The 16,905-nt window shown below is 57.3% G+C and carries 14 protein-coding genes and 1 pseudogene; 9 read left to right on the forward strand and 6 right to left on the reverse strand.

Features of this window, described 5'->3' with window-relative positions:
- Positions 1–14: 14 nt before the first annotated feature.
- The 6 genes from ddpX to BV390_RS20730 are packed head-to-tail and all read left to right on the forward strand — an operon-like array spanning position 15 to position 6,055.
- Positions 15–599 carry a D-alanyl-D-alanine dipeptidase gene (gene ddpX / locus BV390_RS20705; RefSeq protein WP_032696802.1) on the forward strand — a complete coding sequence of 195 codons (585 nt, stop codon included), beginning with the start codon at positions 15–17 and terminating at the stop codon, positions 597–599.
- A gap of 2 nt (positions 600–601) precedes the next feature.
- Positions 602–2,158 (forward strand): ABC transporter substrate-binding protein, encoded by a 1,557-nt coding sequence (locus BV390_RS20710; protein ID WP_369804333.1) that lies wholly within the window; start codon positions 602–604, stop codon positions 2,156–2,158.
- A gap of 54 nt (positions 2,159–2,212) precedes the next feature.
- Positions 2,213–3,232, forward strand: a complete 1,020-nt coding sequence (locus BV390_RS20715) for an ABC transporter permease (RefSeq protein WP_032691048.1) — start codon at positions 2,213–2,215, stop codon at positions 3,230–3,232.
- The gene (gene ddpC, locus BV390_RS20720; protein ID WP_032698976.1) at positions 3,233–4,129 is read left to right on the forward strand and encodes a D,D-dipeptide ABC transporter permease; all 897 of its coding nucleotides are present in this window, start codon (positions 3,233–3,235) and stop codon (positions 4,127–4,129) included. It abuts the gene before it with no gap.
- Entirely contained in the window at positions 4,126–5,112 is a 987-nt protein-coding gene (locus BV390_RS20725) for an ABC transporter ATP-binding protein (RefSeq protein ID WP_032691047.1), read from the forward strand. Before ddpC ends, BV390_RS20725 begins: the two co-directional genes overlap by 4 nt.
- Entirely contained in the window at positions 5,105–6,055 is a 951-nt protein-coding gene (locus BV390_RS20730) for an ABC transporter ATP-binding protein (protein WP_032691046.1), read from the forward strand. Before BV390_RS20725 ends, BV390_RS20730 begins: the two co-directional genes overlap by 8 nt.
- Positions 6,056–6,061: 6 nt before the next feature.
- Here the strand turns inward: BV390_RS20730 and BV390_RS20735 are convergent, their stop codons facing one another.
- The 5 genes from BV390_RS20735 to exaC all read right to left on the reverse strand — a co-directional run bounded on the left by BV390_RS20735 (position 6,062) and on the right by exaC (position 13,385).
- On the reverse strand, positions 6,062–7,168 hold the full coding sequence (locus BV390_RS20735) for a fimbrial protein (protein WP_032691045.1): 1,107 nt from the start codon (positions 7,166–7,168) through the stop codon (positions 6,062–6,064).
- Between the two features lie 17 nt (positions 7,169–7,185).
- Positions 7,186–9,681: a fimbria/pilus outer membrane usher protein gene (locus BV390_RS20740; RefSeq protein ID WP_046853555.1), complete on the reverse strand. Its 2,496-nt coding sequence runs from the start codon at positions 9,679–9,681 to the stop codon at positions 7,186–7,188.
- A gap of 77 nt (positions 9,682–9,758) precedes the next feature.
- Positions 9,759–10,424: a fimbrial biogenesis chaperone gene (locus BV390_RS20745; RefSeq protein ID WP_032691043.1), complete on the reverse strand. Its 666-nt coding sequence runs from the start codon at positions 10,422–10,424 to the stop codon at positions 9,759–9,761.
- An 89-nt stretch (positions 10,425–10,513) separates the two neighbouring features.
- Positions 10,514–11,110, reverse strand: coding sequence for a fimbrial protein (locus BV390_RS20750; RefSeq protein WP_032691042.1), 597 nt, complete (start codon positions 11,108–11,110; stop codon positions 10,514–10,516).
- Positions 11,111–11,864: 754 nt separating this feature from the next.
- The gene (gene exaC / locus BV390_RS20760; RefSeq protein WP_032691040.1) at positions 11,865–13,385 is read right to left on the reverse strand and encodes an acetaldehyde dehydrogenase ExaC; all 1,521 of its coding nucleotides are present in this window, start codon (positions 13,383–13,385) and stop codon (positions 11,865–11,867) included.
- A gap of 250 nt (positions 13,386–13,635) precedes the next feature.
- On the opposite strand from exaC, the gene BV390_RS20765 reads away from it, so the two are divergent.
- On the forward strand, positions 13,636–15,432 hold the full coding sequence (locus tag BV390_RS20765) for a sigma-54-dependent Fis family transcriptional regulator (protein WP_085397299.1): 1,797 nt from the start codon (positions 13,636–13,638) through the stop codon (positions 15,430–15,432).
- 7 nt (positions 15,433–15,439) lie between these two features.
- Here the strand turns inward: BV390_RS20765 and BV390_RS20770 are convergent, their stop codons facing one another.
- On the reverse strand, positions 15,440–16,036 hold the full coding sequence (locus BV390_RS20770; RefSeq protein ID WP_032698969.1) for an undecaprenyl-diphosphatase: 597 nt from the start codon (positions 16,034–16,036) through the stop codon (positions 15,440–15,442).
- Between the two features lie 202 nt (positions 16,037–16,238).
- Here BV390_RS20770 and BV390_RS20775 point away from each other — a divergent pair.
- Positions 16,239–16,523, forward strand: a pseudogene (locus tag BV390_RS20775) (NAD(P)H-dependent oxidoreductase); the annotation flags it as partial.
- 78 nt (positions 16,524–16,601) lie between these two features.
- Complete coding sequence (locus BV390_RS20780) at positions 16,602–16,901, forward strand: ArsR/SmtB family transcription factor (protein WP_046853534.1); 300 nt, start codon at positions 16,602–16,604, stop codon at positions 16,899–16,901.
- Positions 16,902–16,905 lie beyond the last annotated feature (4 nt).

Below are 16,905 nucleotides of genomic sequence, written 5' to 3' on the forward strand. Positions count from 1 at the left end.
ACAGGAAACAACAGATGAATCAGCAAGTCACTCTGGTCGATATCCGCGCGCGCTTTCCGGCGCTGGCTATCGATCTCAAGTACGCCAGCGCCGATAACATTACCGGCCAGCCCATCTATGCCGAAGCCCGCTGCCTGCTGCACCCGGATGCGGCGGCGGCGTTGGAGAGATCCCTGCGCATCGCACAGCTGGCGGGCCTGAATCTGCAGGTTCTCGATGCCTATCGTCCGCAGCAGGCGCAGCAGTTGCTGTGGAACGCCTGTCCGAACCAGGACTACGTGGTGCCGATTGCGCTGGGTTCGAACCACAGCCGCGGTACCGCTATTGATGTGACGTTAATCGACGAAAACGGCCATCCGCTGGATATGGGCACCGCCTTCGATGAGATGGACGATCTCTCTCACCCTTATCACCCGGCAGTTCCCCAGGCCGCCCAACGTAACCGCCTGCTATTGAACGCCATTATGTTTGGCGGCGGCTTTAAGGGTATTTCCACGGAATGGTGGCACTTCGAATTACCGGATGCGGCCGGTTATCCGCTCCTTGACGATGTTTTCGCCTGCCTGTCCCCCGCTCACACTGACGGAGTCATTCCATGAATATGAGTCGCACCTCTTTTACCGGTTTTCGCCCGCTGCTGTTGGCCGTTGCGCTGGCAGCGGCTGTCGCCCCGGCTTATGCTGCCGTGCCCAAAGATATGCTGGTCATCGGTAAAGCCGCCGATCCGCAGACGCTCGACCCGGCCGTCACTATTGATAATAACGACTGGACGGTCACCTACCCGGCCTATCAGCGACTGGTCAAATACAAAACCCAGGACGGGAAAGGCTCAACGGACGTCGAGGGCGACCTCGCCGAAAGCTGGCAGGTCTCTGATGACGGTAAAACCTGGACCTTTTCACTGCACAAAAACATGCAGTTTGACGACGGCACGCCGGTCACCGCCGAAGCGGTAAAACTCTCTTTCGAACGTCTGATGCGCATTAAGCAAGGTCCTTCGGAAGCCTTCCCGAGCGGGCTGAAAATTGAGGCCGTGGATCCCGCCACGGTGCGTTTCATCCTGCCGGACTCGTTCGCTCCGTTCCTCCACACCCTGGCCAATGATGGCGCGTCGATCGTCAACCCGGCGGTCCTGAAGGCCCACGCCGCCGATGACGCCCGCGCCTGGCTGGCGGAACATACCGCCGGCTCGGGAGCCTATATGCTGCAGCGCTGGCAGAAAGGCCAGCAGCTGGTGCTGGTGCCCAACCCGCACTTCAGCGGCACGAAGCCGACCTTTAAACGGGTGACGGTGAAAATTATTGGTGAAAGCGCCGCCCGCCGTCTGCAGCTGACCAAGGGCGATCTGGATATTGCCGATGCGCTGCCGGTCGACCAGTTTGCGGCCCTGAAGAAGCAGGATAGCGTGGCGGTGTATGACTATCCGGCGCTGCGCGTGACCTACCTGTATCTCAACAACAGCAAAGCGCCGATGAATCAGGTCGATTTACGCCGCGCCGTCTCCTGGGCCACCGATTATCAAGGGATGGTCAGCGGCATTCTCGGCGGCAACGGCAAACAGATGCGCGGCCCAATCCCCGACGGTATGTGGGGCTTTGACCCGAGCGCGATGCAGTATTCCCTTGATATGGATAAAGCCAAAGCCGCGCTGGCCAACGTCGCCGATAAGCCAAAAACCCTGTCGTTCCTCTACTCCGATAACGACCCGAACTGGGAGCCCATCGCCCTCTCCACCCAGGCGAATCTGCAAACCCTCGGCATCCAGGTGAAGCTGGAAAAACTGGCTAACGCCACCATGCGCGAGCGCATTGGTAAAGGGGATTACGATATCGCTATCGGCAACTGGAGCCCGGATTTCGCCGACCCCTATATGTTCATGAACTACTGGTTCGAGTCAGATAAGAAAGGGCTGCCGGGCAACCGTTCGTTCTATGCCAACCCGCAGGTTGACGCGCTGCTCAAACAGGCCGTCGCCACTACCGACCAGACAGAACGCACCCGGGATTATCAGGCGGCGCAGAAAACCGTTATCGATGAGGCCGCCTACGTCTATCTGTTCCAGAAGAACTATCAGGTGGCGATGAACAAAGAGGTCAAGGGTTTCGTCTTTAACCCGATGCTCGAGCAGATTTTCAATATTGCCGATATGCACAAATAGCGCAGCTTAACCTTGTCATGCCGGGCCGTAGCGGGCCCGGCAGAGGGCGTCATCATGAGTTTCTGGGGTTTAATTCGACAACGCAGTTGGGGGCTGGTCCTCGTCGTCGCCGGCGTCTGCGTGATCACCTTTATTATTTCGCACCTCATTCCCGGCGATCCGGCGCGCCTGCTGGCAGGCGATCGCGCGAGCGACGAAATCGTCCGCCATATCCGCCAGCAGCTGGGGCTGGATTTACCGTTATGGCAGCAGTTTTTCCATTATGTTAACGCCCTGCTGCACGGCGATCTGGGGACCTCAATCCGCACCGGTCGCCCGGTGCTGGAAGATTTAAAGACCTTTTTCCCGGCCACGCTCGAACTGGCTTTCTGCGCCCTGTTTATCGCGCTGGTGGTCGGCATTCCGCTGGGGGTGCTTTCGGCGGTGTATCGCAACCGCTGGACCGATCACCTGGTTCGCCTGATGGCGCTGACCGGAATCTCTACCCCGGCGTTCTGGCTGGGGCTGGGAGTGATTGTCCTGTTTTACGGCAAACTGGACTGGTTGCCCGGCAGCGGGCGCCTTGACGACTGGTTTGACCCGCCAACCCGCGTGACCGGCTTTTATCTGATCGATTCGCTGCTGGAAGGCAACATCGATGTGTTCTTTAACGCGCTGCAGCATCTGATTCTGCCTGCAACCACGCTGGCCTTTGTCCACCTGGGGATTGTCGCCCGGCAAATTCGCTCCGCGATGCTGGAGCAGCTGAGTGAAGATTACATCCGCACTGCGCTGGCCAGCGGCCTGCCTAAATGGACCATCGTGATGCGCTATGCGCTGCCTAACGCGCTGATTCCCTCAGTTACGGTGCTGGGGCTGGCGCTGGGCGATCTGCTGTACGGCGCGGTGCTGACCGAAACCGTTTTTGCCTGGCCCGGGATGGGCGCCTACGTGGTCTCCTCTATTCAGGCGCTCGATTTCCCGGCGGTGATGGGTTTTGCCGTGGTGGTGTCCTTTGCTTACGTGCTGGTCAATCTGCTCGTCGACCTGCTCTATTTATGGATAGACCCGCGCATGGGTCGGGGAGAAAACTAAGTGATGATGACCCAGGAACGCCCCGGCGCTATCGAAAAAACCCGCCGCAACACCGCGTGGAAGCGCCGTCTGTGGCTGGTACGCAAAAGCCCGCTGACGCTGATCGGTGGCGCCATTATGTTGATCATGCTGTTTCTGATGATCTTCTCGCCGTGGCTGGTACCGCACGATCCCAACGCTATCGATCTCACCGCCCGTCTGCAGGCGCCCTCGCTGTCCCACTGGTTCGGTACCGACGAGGTCGGTCGCGATCTGTTCAGCCGGGTGCTGATCGGCAGCCAGCAATCGATCGCCGCCGGTCTGGCGGTGGTGCTGATCGCCGGGATCAGCGGCTCGCTGCTGGGCTGCCTATCCGGCGTGCTCGGCGGACGCAGCGATGCGCTGATCATGCGGCTGATGGATATCATGCTGTCGATCCCTTCGCTGGTGCTGACGATGGCGCTGGCCGCCGCGTTAGGCCCAAGCTTATTCAACGCCATGCTGGCGATCGCCATTGTGCGCATTCCGTTTTATGTCCGTCTGGCGCGCGGACAAACGCTGGTGGTGCGCCAGCACAGCTTCGTCGAAGCTTCGGTGACCTTCGGCGCCTCCCGCTGGCACCTGATCAGCTGGCATATTTTACGCAACGCCCTGCCGCCGCTGGTGGTGCAGGCATCGCTGGATATCGGCAGCGCCATTCTGATGGCGGCGACGCTAGGCTTTATCGGCCTCGGCGCGCAGCAGCCCACCGCCGAGTGGGGGGCGATGGTGGCAAACGGGCGCAACTACGTCCTCGATCAGTGGTGGTACTGCGCCTTCCCGGGGGCGGCGATCCTGATCACCGCCGTCGGGTTTAATCTGTTTGGGGATGGGATCCAGGATTTACTGGATCCGAAGTCCGGAGGACGCAACGCATGAGTAATCGGGTTCTGACAATCGACAACGTCCGTTTGAGCTTCCCTGTCTATCAGGGGGAAGTACATGTCCTGAACGCGGTCTCGATGCATATCGACCGCGGCGAAATAGTTGGCGTGGTGGGTGAATCGGGCTCCGGCAAATCCGTCACCGCCATGCTGGCGATGCGTCTGCTGCCGCCGGCAAGCTATCAGATTCACAGCGGCCAGGTGACTCTGCTGGGCAACGATATTCTGCAAGCATCGGAAAAAGAGATGCGCGATATTCGCGGCCGCCGGGTGGCGATGATTTTTCAGGAGCCGATGACCGCGCTGAATCCCACGCGGCGGATCGGCAAGCAGATGGTCGACGTTATTCGTCAGCATCGTCCCCTCTCTGCCCGCGAGGCGCGCGCCAGGGCGGTCGCGCTGCTGGCGGATATGCAGATCGCCGATCCGCAGCGGGTGATGGAACGTTACCCCTTCGAACTCTCCGGCGGGATGCGCCAGCGGGTAATGATCGCCATCGCCTTTTCCTGCGAGCCCGACCTGCTGATTGCCGATGAACCGACCACCGCGCTGGACGTGACCGTTCAACGCCAGGTGCTGCGCCTGCTAAAACAGAAAGCGCTGGCCACGGGCACCGCGGTGCTGTTTATCAGCCACGATATGGCGGTGGTTTCACAGGTCTGCGATCGGCTGTACGTCATGTATGCCGGCGCGGTGATTGAAAGCGGTTTAACTCAGCAGGTGCTGCATCATCCTCTGCATCCCTACTCCGTTGGCCTGCTCGACAGCGCCCCGGATAACGGCGAGCCGCGTTCGCTGCTGCGCTCGATTCCTGGCACGGTGCCGAATCTGGCGCGATTACCGGGCGGCTGCGCCTTTCGCGAACGCTGCTTTGCCGCCGGCGAGGGCTGCGGCATCACGCCGATGCTCCGCCCGATAGAACAGACCGGGCAGCAGGCGGCCTGCTGGTACCCGCAACGGGAGAAAACGCATGTCTGAGAGGCTGCTGCAACTGAACGATGTTCATCTTAACTTCCCGGCGCGCAAGAACTGGCGCGGCAAAGTCGTCGAACGGGTATATGCGCTAAACGGGCTGGATATCACGGCGTATCGCGGTGAAACCTTAGGTATCGTCGGCGAATCCGGCTGCGGGAAAAGTACCCTCGCCAGGCTGCTGATGGGCATGCTTAAGCCTTCTCACGGCCAGTTTGAGCGCGCGACGGCGTCCGGCAGCGGGCGTATGCAGATGGTGTTTCAGGACCCGCTCTCCTCACTGGATCCACGGCTGCCGGTCTGGCGCACCATCACCGAGCCGGTGTGGATCCAATCGCGCCCCAGTGAAAAGGCCCGACGTCTTCTGGCAGAGCAGCTGGCGTTGCAGGTAGGTATCCGCCCGGAGTATCTCGACCGCTTACCGCACGAGTTTTCCGGCGGCCAGCGTCAGCGCATTGCCATTGCCCGCGCGCTGTCGGCAAAGCCGGATATTATGGTGCTGGATGAGCCGACCTCGGCGCTGGATATTTCGGTACAGGCGCAGATCCTCAACCTGCTGGTCGAGCTGCAAAAACAGCAGAACCTGACCTATATCCTCATTTCGCATAACGTTTCCGTAGTGCGCCATATGAGCGATCGCGTCGCCGTGATGTATCTCGGGCAAATCGTCGAGATGGGCGAGGCGCGTCAGGTCCTCGATAACCCGGCCCATCCCTATACCCGGCTATTGATGGACTCGGTGCCGCGTATCGGCTCGGCGCTGGGCGACGCGCCGCGCAACACGGAATTACCCGGCAATCGCCATCTGCCCGAGGGCTGCTACTTCCGCGATCGCTGTCCGTTCGCCGGCGCGGGCTGCGAGAAACCGCAGCCGCTGCGCCCGTCTGGTAACGGGACCGCCACCCGCTGCTGGAAAGCGGAAACTATTGCCAGTCGCGGCGCAAACTAAGGGCGCTTAGTTATATTCGAGCGCAAAGGTCGCCAGGCTATTCGCCCGTCCGGGGGTTACCGCATCTCCCGTCTGCACATACTGGGCGGTAAAATTGATACTCTCGGCAGCGGCGGCGCTGCTGGCGGTAACATGTTTCAGCACCGGTAGATTACTGGAGACATTCATTTTCACACCGGTTCCCGCGGGCGGCGCCGGGGCCGGATTGTTACCATAGCTCAGTTTTATCCCCACCCCGCTGGCAGCGCCGTCAACCTGGGCCAGCGCTAAGGAATCGCTGATGCTGGGGTCGGCGGTGACGCCAAAAAAACCAATCCGGATATCGGTCGGCGTGCTGCAATATACCGGAATGCTAAAGGTCTGCGCCGCGCCGGCGGTGCTGGTTTTGCCTTTGAACTCCGCTTTATTCACCGTGCCCAGATTGACGCCGATAGACGCGCGGGTCACCTGACAACTGCCGCTGGCGCCAATATCAACGTTGAGGGCAGCGAGATCGATACTGACCGGCGCGCTAGCCACGTGGGAGGCGTTGCCAGCGTCCTGTTTTTCAATATATAAATTTCCCACCTGCGGCTGCCCCGGGACGCTGGCGTGATTGCCGCTGACCAGCGCAACATCGCCGGTTTTATAAAAGATGATATATGCTTTCACCACCACCTCCCGCTGGGCCAGCAGCGTCGACTGCTGCGAACTCTCGCAAACCGTTACGGATTCACTTCCGGCAGGCGCATCGCTGCCGTCAATATAGTGAATCGGGCCGCCGCCGCACTGAAAACCCAACGAATAGCCCATGCCGCTAAGCGCGGAGGCATACACATGCTGGCCGTTAATCACCCGTGGCGCACCGGTGGTGGCGCGCTGTTGATACACGATGCGTTTCCAGCCCGCGGTCGGCAGCTGTAGATCGCAGACGAAGTGAATACCGCCGCCGTTATCGGCCATCGCGTTGGTCATCTGCGTATCGGCGCGTAGCGTCGGCAGATAGCGAATATTCGGCACGTTAATCGTCATCTGCCCGACGCTGCCGCCGCAGCTCTCGGCCCAACCGTGTTGGCTATACATCCCCGCGATCAGCAGGAACACAAACTGTAATAAGCGAAAGCCACGATGCATCGCTCTTTCTCCTCGGTTTACGAACACAGGCCAGCGACGGTTTTCACCGTGTTCTGCTGTTGTTGATCGGCAATGTGGAAATGCAGCGAGCATTGCCGCGCGATATTGTTTTGCAGCCAGCTCACCTCAAGCACGCCCTCCTGAGGGATGCCGCTGAGATACGCCTGTCCGCCATCGGCCACCATTCCCTGCGGCGCGACGCCCGTATCGTCCTCCTGCTGACGCAGCTGTACGCTGGCGCCGAACGGGACCGCCCCGTCGCGATTACGCAGCGTAAACAACACCCGGTTGCCGATATGGGTCTGGTAATTCGCCAGTACCACCGCGCCGCCGCCAGGGATGACGGTTTGACCTTGTAGATCCACGTCGGTGTCATTGCTCATTGATTCGGTATCCAGCGTGATGGTGTTTTTGCGGTATACCGTTAAGGTCGGTACCACGGCATAGCCGCGCCCGTCGGTATGCACGTTAGTACCGTCCTCAATCGCCACATCCGCCGCGCCTGGAGCACGGACGATGGCGAAACTGTCGCCGACGGGTTGCCCCAGCGTGACGCCATGCGGGTGCGCCACTACGGAGCCCGAAGCTCCCCAGGTCAGCTGGTTGCTGGCGCTATCATGGCGATAACCCAGCTGGGCGCTGCCATATCCGCCGTGATAATCCAGCGCAGCGCTGCTGTTGCTCCCCTGCCCGGCGTTAGCATGGCCCTGCTGCAGCGAGTAATCGAGATCGCCGCGTCCAGGCACCGCGCCGTACAGCGAAACCTGCTGCGATGAGTGGCCGTTATTATCGGAGGTGGTGCTGTAGCCGACCGAGCTCTCGTCCAGCCAGCCGCCCAGCGGGATGTTGAGGTTAAATGACCACGAGCGATCGGCTTTTTCCCGGTCGGAGGATTGGGTGTAGTAATAGCCTACGCCCCACGACACGCCTTTCCAGGCGCTATAGAACCCGAGATGTACCGTTTCATCATTGCTGTTGCTGTGCCAGTACGTTTGTGAATAAGCGGAAATCGCCAGGCTACTGACGGCGCCAAAGGACTGCGCGACAGAGATCTCTTCGCGTTGACGCTTGTTGTCCAGTCGCTCGCTCTGGCTTTCCAGGGCGTTAGCCTCGCTGAAGCCATAATAGCTGCCGGAGGAGTAGCGATAGCTGGCGAGGCTGAACGAGGTCCCCGTCGAGGCAAAATCCTTTTGATACTGGACGCGCAATGAATGTCCGGCGTAGTGTCGATCAGAGGGCGTCGCAGTATTGGCCCAGGTCACATCGCTCCCCAACGACCCCAGCTCGCCAAAACCACGGCCAATTCCCAACGCCCAGGCCTGATAATCCTGCGCCAGCTGAGTACCGCCATACAGAGTGAACTCCGCAGGCAAACCATAAAATAGCGTCCCCTGAACAAACTGCGGCGATCTGACCTGATGCTGACTCGAATGATAACGCCCTGCGCTGAGGCTAAATTTGCTTCGCCCTTCGCGGAGCATAAAAGGGACCGTGGAGTATGGTTGGGTAAAAGAGCGTACCGACCCATCGCTCTCTTTAACCTGGACCTCAAGATCGCCGCTCTGCGCCGTAGGGTAGAGATCGTTGATCGCAAACGCCCCCGGAGAGACAAAGGTTTCGTAGATAACATAGCCGTGTTGCGAAACCGTCACTTTGGCGTTGCTGTGCGCCATGCCGCGAATCACCGGGGCAAAACCGCGCTGGCTGTCAGGCAGCATTTCATCATCGGACATCAGCTGCACGCCGCGAAACTGCACGCTATCGAAGACCTCGCCGCTGGTGAAGGTGTCACCAATCCGCAGCAGGCTTTTGACCGATTTCACATCGCGCTGTAGCCAGGTGCTTTGCGAATGCCAGCGGTAATGCTGGTCATACTGCATGGATGAAATATTACGCAAACGCCACGGCCCCAGGTTGGCCCCGTTGCGTAAATTCAGGTAGCTGGAGCGGCTTTGCGTTTCAGACTGGCGAGTCTGTGAGCCGGTCAGATTGTAGTTCACAAATGCCGCCGGGATCCCATCATCCCAGCGCGCCGGATCGACGTAGCCACGGCTTTGCACATTCATCGCCGCCTGCGGAATACTTAAGTTCAGGCGCTGTGTAGCAAAATCGAAACGGCTGCTGGCATCCGGAATAAACTGTTCAATCCGGGTAAACGTTTCGCCCTCATGCAGCCGGGTCAAGGTGGAAAAAGCGCTAACGTTGACCCCATATTCCGCCAGCTTCGCAGAGGTCAACTCCGGCTGCAGGACCCCACGATCGTCGACGAATACGATCGGCCCCTCGGCAACCTGCTGGTTGTTAACCCAGATAGTCACCGGATAGGTTCCCGGCTGCTGTCCGCCCGATTTGGCAAAATAATGCAAATCCGCCATCTTTTGCTGTGGGTTAGCAAACTCTAAGGCCGCAGGATCGAAGTAATCGTCTGCCCACGCCGTAGCGCTCTGGCAGAGAAAAAACAGCAGCGTCGGAAGCGCCGCCGCGCCTAAGGCGCCCCGGATGGGGACAGCCATGACGGAATAGTCATGAAGGAAAACGGGGGCCTTTTTGTTCACAATATCCTGACCGACGAGGGAAAAAATAGAAACAATTACTGCTGCGTATAATCTGTGATGCCGCCAAAATCATTGATGGCGCGCCATTTCACCGTCCCCGAGCCGTTAACCGGCCACTCTTTACGGGTCAAAGGTCCGATCATTCCCGGTTCATCAATATCGTGCCCACCCACCGAGAGGGTAAAAAAGGAGACAAAGTATGGCGTCGGGTTCTGCGCCACCAGCCGGTTGCCAACAATCTTAAACGTTAACATCTGCCAGGCTTTCTCCGGATCGCCCGCCAGACCATGTGGCCGATAGAAAATTTTAAATTTAGATTTAATATTGACCTGTAATTTATTCGCATCGCCTTTTTGCGTCGGGGAGATACTTTTCACATTCAGCCAAAAGACGGATTCACGGTCATGAGGCAAGTCGGCGCCGATGAAATTAATTCGCAATACGTTTTCTTGCTCAGGGTCGAGGCGAAATAGCGGCGGCGTCACAATAAAAGGCACCTTGCTTTTATCATTTTCCGCATAGTTCTCTATCCATGACTGCACTAAATAAGGCGAATGGACATCGGCATTGGTGACAGAAATTGAGGCCTCGCGCTTCCCTTCCTGATAAATAACACGGGTCCCTCCCATGACAATACCGGCCTGTACCGTTGTGGATAACAGTAAAAAGGCAGCAGCCGCCGCCGCGATAATATGTTTCATAATTGCAACCATCAGCTAAGGTCTGAAATACAACTAAAGGAGAATGAGTTCTCAATAATAATGAGCAGGTGCTCCTGCTCATTTATTTCTTAGTTGTAAACCATATTGAAGTTTGCCGTGCCGTTTGCCGAACCGGCGGATACCGCACTGGTAGAGATATAATCAGCAAAGAACTCCAGATCCGCCGTCCCACTGTTGCTGCCGCTGGTCCCGGCGATCACCGCCTGATCCTTTGACTCTGTGCCGAGGTTAATTGGCGTTGCTTTATCATCTTCATACAGTTTAATCGCCACCCCCTGCGCCCCGCCATTTACCGCCAGCAGATTACTGTTATTGCTATCGCGGGTGCCATCAAACAATACCGACACTTTAGTCACGGTGGCAGGGCAATCTTTCACTTTAATATGGAAAGCGGTTTTGGTGGTTTCAGAACCGGCGCCCGTAAAGTAGCTGCTCGCCCATTTCCCCAGATCGACAATCTGGTTGGCGCTGGTGCTATCGATATTACAGGAAGTATCGGTAATCGAACCGGAGAATTCGATCTGGCCACCGGTGCTTTGCGTACCGGCGCTGGCGCCCGGATTGACGGTTAATGTAGAATGGGCAGGTTGTGAAGGCATTGCTACGACAACGCCGGATACCAGAATACCGACTACAGTTGCCATAATACGAAGTTGGGTTTTCATTATTTATCTCATCTCAAACATATATTTATGACAGATTAATCACAGGGTCATAATGAGCCTGAAGCAATCTGCTGACGCTCCTCCTTGTTAATGATATTGGCGTTCCATCCGCAGGATATTAAACGCATAGCAGGAAATTCCGTCTGATTGCTTACGCGCATCGGCAACGCTTCATCAGGCGGGAATTTATTCGCGGCATTTAATATTAAAACAAATACTATTCTTAGAATAAATCAAACGCAATGATTTATTTTGTTAATGAAATAATGTTTTACTTTACATATCGAGTGGATCGCACAAATATTAAGAAAGTTATTAATTATAAAAACAAAGAAAAGCAACCCGCCAATAACAATCTTCAACAAAACAATATTCCATTTGACAAAATTAACAAAAAAACATCATTTTATGCCGGATTATCCGCTGCGCTGGCGTCCACGGGCCCAGCAAAAAACTAAGAATTTTCCTAATAAGTTTTATTTTCTTTTTGTCACCCCCGAAATAATAATAACACTAACCAATGAAGGATATCATTTTTCCGGCAAAATGATTTTCAAATGAAAGTTATTATTGAATAAATTTCATGTTCGTCGAAATAACAACTGTCCGGGTGCCTGAGGTTTCCTCTTTTTTTTTATTAAAAAAGTAAAGTTCAAAAATCAACCAATCGTCAATCAGCGATAAAAAAACCGCAACCTCAGCATAAGGTCGCGGTTTTTGTCAGACCGATAAAGTCAGATAATGAGACGCCCGGTTAAAACAGGCCGAGCGGCGCAGTTCCGTAACTTACCAGCAGGTTTTTCGTCTGTTGATAGGCATCAAGGGCCATTTTATGGGTTTCGCGGCCAACGCCCGACTGTTTATAGCCGCCAAACGCGGCATGGGCCGGGTAGACGTGATAACAGTTGGTCCAGACGCGACCGGCTTTAATCCCACGCCCCATTCGGTACGCCAGATTGCTGTCGCGAGTCCAGACGCCGGCGCCGAGCCCAAACTGAGTCTGGTTGGCTATTTCCAGTGCTTCTGCCTCATCTTTAAAGGTGGTGACGCCGATGACCGGGCCAAAAATCTCTTCCTGGAAGCTGCGCATATCATTGCGCCCCTTAATCAGGGTTGGCTGAATGTAGTAACCATTATCCAGTTCAGCCGCGATACTGGCGCGCTCTCCGCCGGTCAGGATCTGCCCCCCCTCTTCGCGGGCAATCTTAATATACGACAGGATCTTATCGAACTGCTGGCGTGACGCCTGCGCCCCGATCATGGTGTCGGTGTCAAAGGGATCGCCGCGCCGAATCTGGGCCACTTTCGCCATCACCCGCGCCATAAACGGCTCGTAGATCGATTCATGGATCAGAGCACGCGATGGACAGGTACACACTTCGCCCTGGTTGAAGAAGCCCAGCACCAGCCCCTCTACCGCCTTCTCGATAAACTCTTCTTCTCCGTCCATCACATCGGCAAAATAGATATTTGGCGACTTGCCGCCCAGCTCAACGGTTGCGGGAATAATATTCTCCGCCGCACAGGCCAGAATATGCCGTCCGACGGGCGTTGAGCCGGTAAAGGCGATTTTGGCAATACGTTTGCTGGTTGCCAGCGCTTCACCGGCCTCTTTACCGAAGCCCTGCACCACGTTGAGGACGCCTGCCGGGAAGAGGTCGCCAATAATTTCCAGCAGCAGCGTGATACTCAGCGGCGTCTGCTCTGCCGGCTTGAGCACCACGCAGTTCCCCGCCGCCAGCGCCGGCGCCAGCTTCCACGCCGCCATCAACAGCGGAAAGTTCCACGGAATAATTTGCCCGACCACGCCCAGCGGTTCATGGAAGTGATAGGCCACGGTGGTTTCATCAATTTCCGCCGTGCTTCCCTCCTGGGCGCGCAGACAGCCGGCAAAATAGCGGAAGTGATCGACCGCCAACGGCAGATCGGCATTCAGCGTTTCGCGCACCGGTTTACCATTGTCCCAGCTTTCAGCAATCGCCAGATATTCCAGGTTCTCCTGAATCCGGTCGGCGACCTGGAGCAGCAGGTTGGAACGATGCTGTACCGATGTTTTCCCCCACGCTTCCGCGGCACGGTGCGCGGCATCAAGAGCAAAGTCGATATCTTTGGCATCGGAGCGGGGAAATTGTGCAATGTCACTCCCGTCCACGGGGGAGGTATTCATAAAGTATTCGCCGCCAAGTGGTTCGACAAATTGACCGTCAATATAGTTACCGTAGGCGGACTTGAATGAAACTAAGGCGCCCGGGGTGCCAGGATGTGCATAACGCATTGCAATCTCCTTCTGTAGGGTTGAGGCGCAGCGGGGTATTGGTTTTTTGCTGTTGCCTGCTGCACAGAAGCTTATGCAGAGGTTATGCCAGATTTATTGAAGGAATAAATATACAAATAATTCAATATATTAATGCATAATCCTGTATCGCATGGGAACGTAATTTTGCTTATGTGTCGCAAATCGCAACACATGAGAAACCATAAAGCTACAATATTGCAACATCAGCCATCCGACCACGAGGTGCTCCGTGCAAGGCAATTCGTTTACCCTCGATCCCGAGGTAAAAACCAGCCCGTTGCTCAGCGATTCCTGGTTTCGTAGCCAGCAGTACGGCCTGGATCCCGCGACGGATGATTTCCCGCGCCTGGGTTCCGGCGAACTGGCGGATGCGCTGGCCAGCCATGCCCGGTTACAGCAGTTGACCCAGCCGGTGGTGAACACCCTGTCGCGTAAAGTGAGCGATCTCCAGTCGGTGGTGATCCTCTCTGACGCCAGCGGTCTGGTGCTGCAAACCTTCGGCAACCTGCACGCGATGCAGAAAGCGCAAAGCTTCGCGCTGGCTCCGGGAAATCTGTGGAGCGAGAGCGGGCGCGGTACCAACGCCATCGGTACCGCGCTGGCCATTGACGACAGCTGCGAAATCGACGGCCGCCAGCACTTCCTCACCCGCAATCAGGATCTCTATTGCGCCGCGATGCCGGTTCAGAGTCCGGATGGAAAAATTGCCGGGGTGCTGGATATTTCCGGCCCGGCCCACTTTCCCCACCCCCACACGCTGGCGTGGGTAAAAGAGGCCGCGAAGCAGATTGAATATCTGTGGGTAAAACAGAGTCTCCATCCGCAGCAGTGGCTGATGAGCCTGCACCCTCAACCCCACAAACTCGACAGCGTTGAAGAGCTGCTGCTGGTCTTTTCCGATAACGTGCTGACCGCCGGAAACCGCCTGGCGATGCGCGATCTGGGTCTGGATCCCGGACACCTCGGCCATATCACCTTTCAGCAGCTGTTTCCTCAGTTGACGCAAACGGCGGTAAATGTTCCGCTGCCGCTAACTCTGCAGCGACAAACCTATTACTACCGTTTGCGCGCGCCGACCCGCACCCACGTTGCGGTACCAGCGCCGGCCCCGGCGCCGACGCTGCCGGCCATTGAGCTGCCTTTCGCCAGTCAGCGTGAAGGAGATAAAATGGTGCGTCTGCTGAATGCCGGCATTGCCCTGTGTATTGAGGGCGAAACAGGATGTGGCAAAGAGTTTGTCAGCCGCACGCTTCATCAGCACAGCCGCTGGCGTGACGGTAAATTCGTGGCGATCAACTGCGCGGCGATACCCGAATCGCTGATTGAATCGGAGCTGTTTGGCTATCAGCCTGGCGCCTTTACCGGCGCCAGTAAGAATGGCTATATCGGTAAAATTCGCGAGGCGGACGGCGGCGTGCTATTCCTCGATGAGATTGGCGATATGCCGATGCTGCTTCAAACCCGGCTGCTGCGGGTGCTACAGGAAAAAGAGGTTACGCCGCTCGGCGCCAGCCAGAGCGCCCCGGTCAGCTTTGCGCTTATTTGCGCCACCCACCGTAACCTGATGCAACATGTTGCCGACGGGACGTTTCGCGAGGACCTGCTCTATCGCCTGCGCGAATTCGCCCTCACTATTCCACCGCTGCGGGAGTGGCCCCAACTGCCGACGTTTCTTCAGCAGCTATGGCAAGCCCTCGGTGCCGAAGCGCGACACGTCCAGCTCTCGCCTGCGCTCCTGACACACCTCTCCACCCTTCCCTGGCCAGGCAACGTGCGCCAGCTACAAAGCCTGATGAAGGTGCTGTTGGCGCTGGCCGACGAAGGAGAACAACTGGAAGTGGAGGATTTACCGGCAGAGTACCAGTCGGCCCCGGCTCCGGCCCCGTCGCGCGGGTTGCAGCAGCACGATGCGCAGCTGATTGCCGACACGCTATCGACGTATAACGGTAATGTCAGTAAAGCGGCGCAGGCTCTGGGCGTCGCGCGCAGCACGCTCTACCGACGCGCCGCGCGGACAAGAAACTAAACGTGAGCTACGGCGTAAAACGGGCCGGCAGCCAGGAAAACATGCGCTGGCTGATGGCTTCGCAAATCCGCACCATTGCCGGCCCAAAGGCCTGCCAGACCCCTTTACTCACCCAGACGGCAACCACCGCTACCGCCGCTGCGCCCACCATATCCAGCGGGAAATGGACCCCGAGGAAAATGCGTGACCACGCCACCGGCAGCGATGCGAGCAGGACAAACAGCCCCAGGCTGCGTAGACGCAGAGAAAGCAACGCAAACGCCGCACTGAACATCACCAGACCGTGATCGCTCGGGAAGCCGTTATCCGCCGGATGACTGATCCAGGTATGGCCCAGCGGCATCATAAACGGCCGGGGGTGGAACCACAGCGAGCCGCACAGATAGCCCAACGCAAGCGCCATCAGAATACTCAGCGTGCAAAACAGCGCCTGCCGGTGCCCCTGGCGACCGCCTAAAAACCACAGACCGAGCAGAATAGCCGGAACGATAAAGATCATTCCGCTTGCGCAGAAGCGGGCCAACGCCAGAAGGGTATCCGACGTCCCCGGCTGAGCATTCAGCGCCAGAAAAGCGCTTTGGTTAACCGTTTCGAGTACGTTCATTGCAAGGGTCCATGCCAGTCATATTACTGTCATTATCGCAACTCTCTCTTAAGTTACGCTTAACCCCGCGGCGAAGTGGTGACTCGTTTTATTGCTGGCCTCCGGTCTGGCGGATCGCCTGCGGCAATCCGGCGAGCAGGTAGCCGATGGTCTGGTGTCCGGCCAGTTCAGGGAGAGTCGCGGGTGCCGGATGCGCCTGTAGTTTGATCTGGTCGCCAGGGCCCGCGAAACCTTCCGCTACACCGAGAGCTGGCCTCAGGGGTTGGTCGAGGGTGTACGCGCGGTGGTGATCAGCTTCCGCGGCGGCGTACATTGCGGGCAGGATAGCGATGCCGTCACCCCCTATCTCCGTTCGGTACTGGGTCTGATGGGCATTAGCGAAGTGGCATTTATCTATGCCGAAGGTCTGGGTATCCAGCCTCACGGCCGCGATGCCGGCATTGCCCAGGCCAGAGAACAGCTTATCCGGCTGACACAAGCGGCCTGACCGCGACGGCATTTTCTGCGCTGGCGCCGCGGCGTTTTTTATTTTAGACTTATCTAAATTTAGAAAAGACTAAAATAAATGAATACACCAGAACAGCTGCAGTCCAGCGCCGGAGAAGCCGCCGCCCTGTTGAAAGCCATGAGCAATCCGAACCGGCTGATGATTCTGTGCATGCTGTGCGAGACGCCGCGCGCCAGCGCCGGCGAACTGGCACGGGTCACCGGCATGAGCCCTTCGGCCACCTCTCAGCATCTGGCGCGCATGCGCGATGAAGGCCTGATCGGCAGTGAGCGCGAGGCGCAACGTATCCACTACTTCATCACCCACCCTGCGGTTCAGCAAATCATTACCACGCTGAAGACCATTTATTGCCCATAAGGAG

This window comes from Klebsiella sp. YJ, from assembly GCF_002108615.1.
In the GTDB taxonomy this organism is placed as follows: domain Bacteria; phylum Pseudomonadota; class Gammaproteobacteria; order Enterobacterales; family Enterobacteriaceae; genus Klebsiella; species Klebsiella planticola.

Coding starts and splice junctions, on each gene's coding strand:
- ddpX (WP_032696802.1), top strand. CDS start 15: ATGAATCAGCAAGTCACTCTGGTCGATATCCGCGCGCGCTTTCCGGCG.
- BV390_RS20710 (WP_369804333.1), top strand. CDS start 602: ATGAGTCGCACCTCTTTTACCGGTTTTCGCCCGCTGCTGTTGGCCGTT.
- BV390_RS20715 (WP_032691048.1), top strand. CDS start 2,213: ATGAGTTTCTGGGGTTTAATTCGACAACGCAGTTGGGGGCTGGTCCTC.
- BV390_RS20725 (WP_032691047.1), top strand. CDS start 4,126: ATGAGTAATCGGGTTCTGACAATCGACAACGTCCGTTTGAGCTTCCCT.
- BV390_RS20730 (WP_032691046.1), top strand. CDS start 5,105: ATGTCTGAGAGGCTGCTGCAACTGAACGATGTTCATCTTAACTTCCCG.
- BV390_RS20735 (WP_032691045.1), bottom strand. CDS start 7,168: ATGCATCGTGGCTTTCGCTTATTACAGTTTGTGTTCCTGCTGATCGCG.
- BV390_RS20740 (WP_046853555.1), bottom strand. CDS start 9,681: ATGGCTGTCCCCATCCGGGGCGCCTTAGGCGCGGCGGCGCTTCCGACG.
- BV390_RS20745 (WP_032691043.1), bottom strand. CDS start 10,424: ATGAAACATATTATCGCGGCGGCGGCTGCTGCCTTTTTACTGTTATCC.
- BV390_RS20750 (WP_032691042.1), bottom strand. CDS start 11,110: ATGAAAACCCAACTTCGTATTATGGCAACTGTAGTCGGTATTCTGGTA.
- exaC (WP_032691040.1), bottom strand. CDS start 13,385: ATGCGTTATGCACATCCTGGCACCCCGGGCGCCTTAGTTTCATTCAAG.
- BV390_RS20770 (WP_032698969.1), bottom strand. CDS start 16,036: ATGAACGTACTCGAAACGGTTAACCAAAGCGCTTTTCTGGCGCTGAAT.
- BV390_RS20780 (WP_046853534.1), top strand. CDS start 16,602: ATGAATACACCAGAACAGCTGCAGTCCAGCGCCGGAGAAGCCGCCGCC.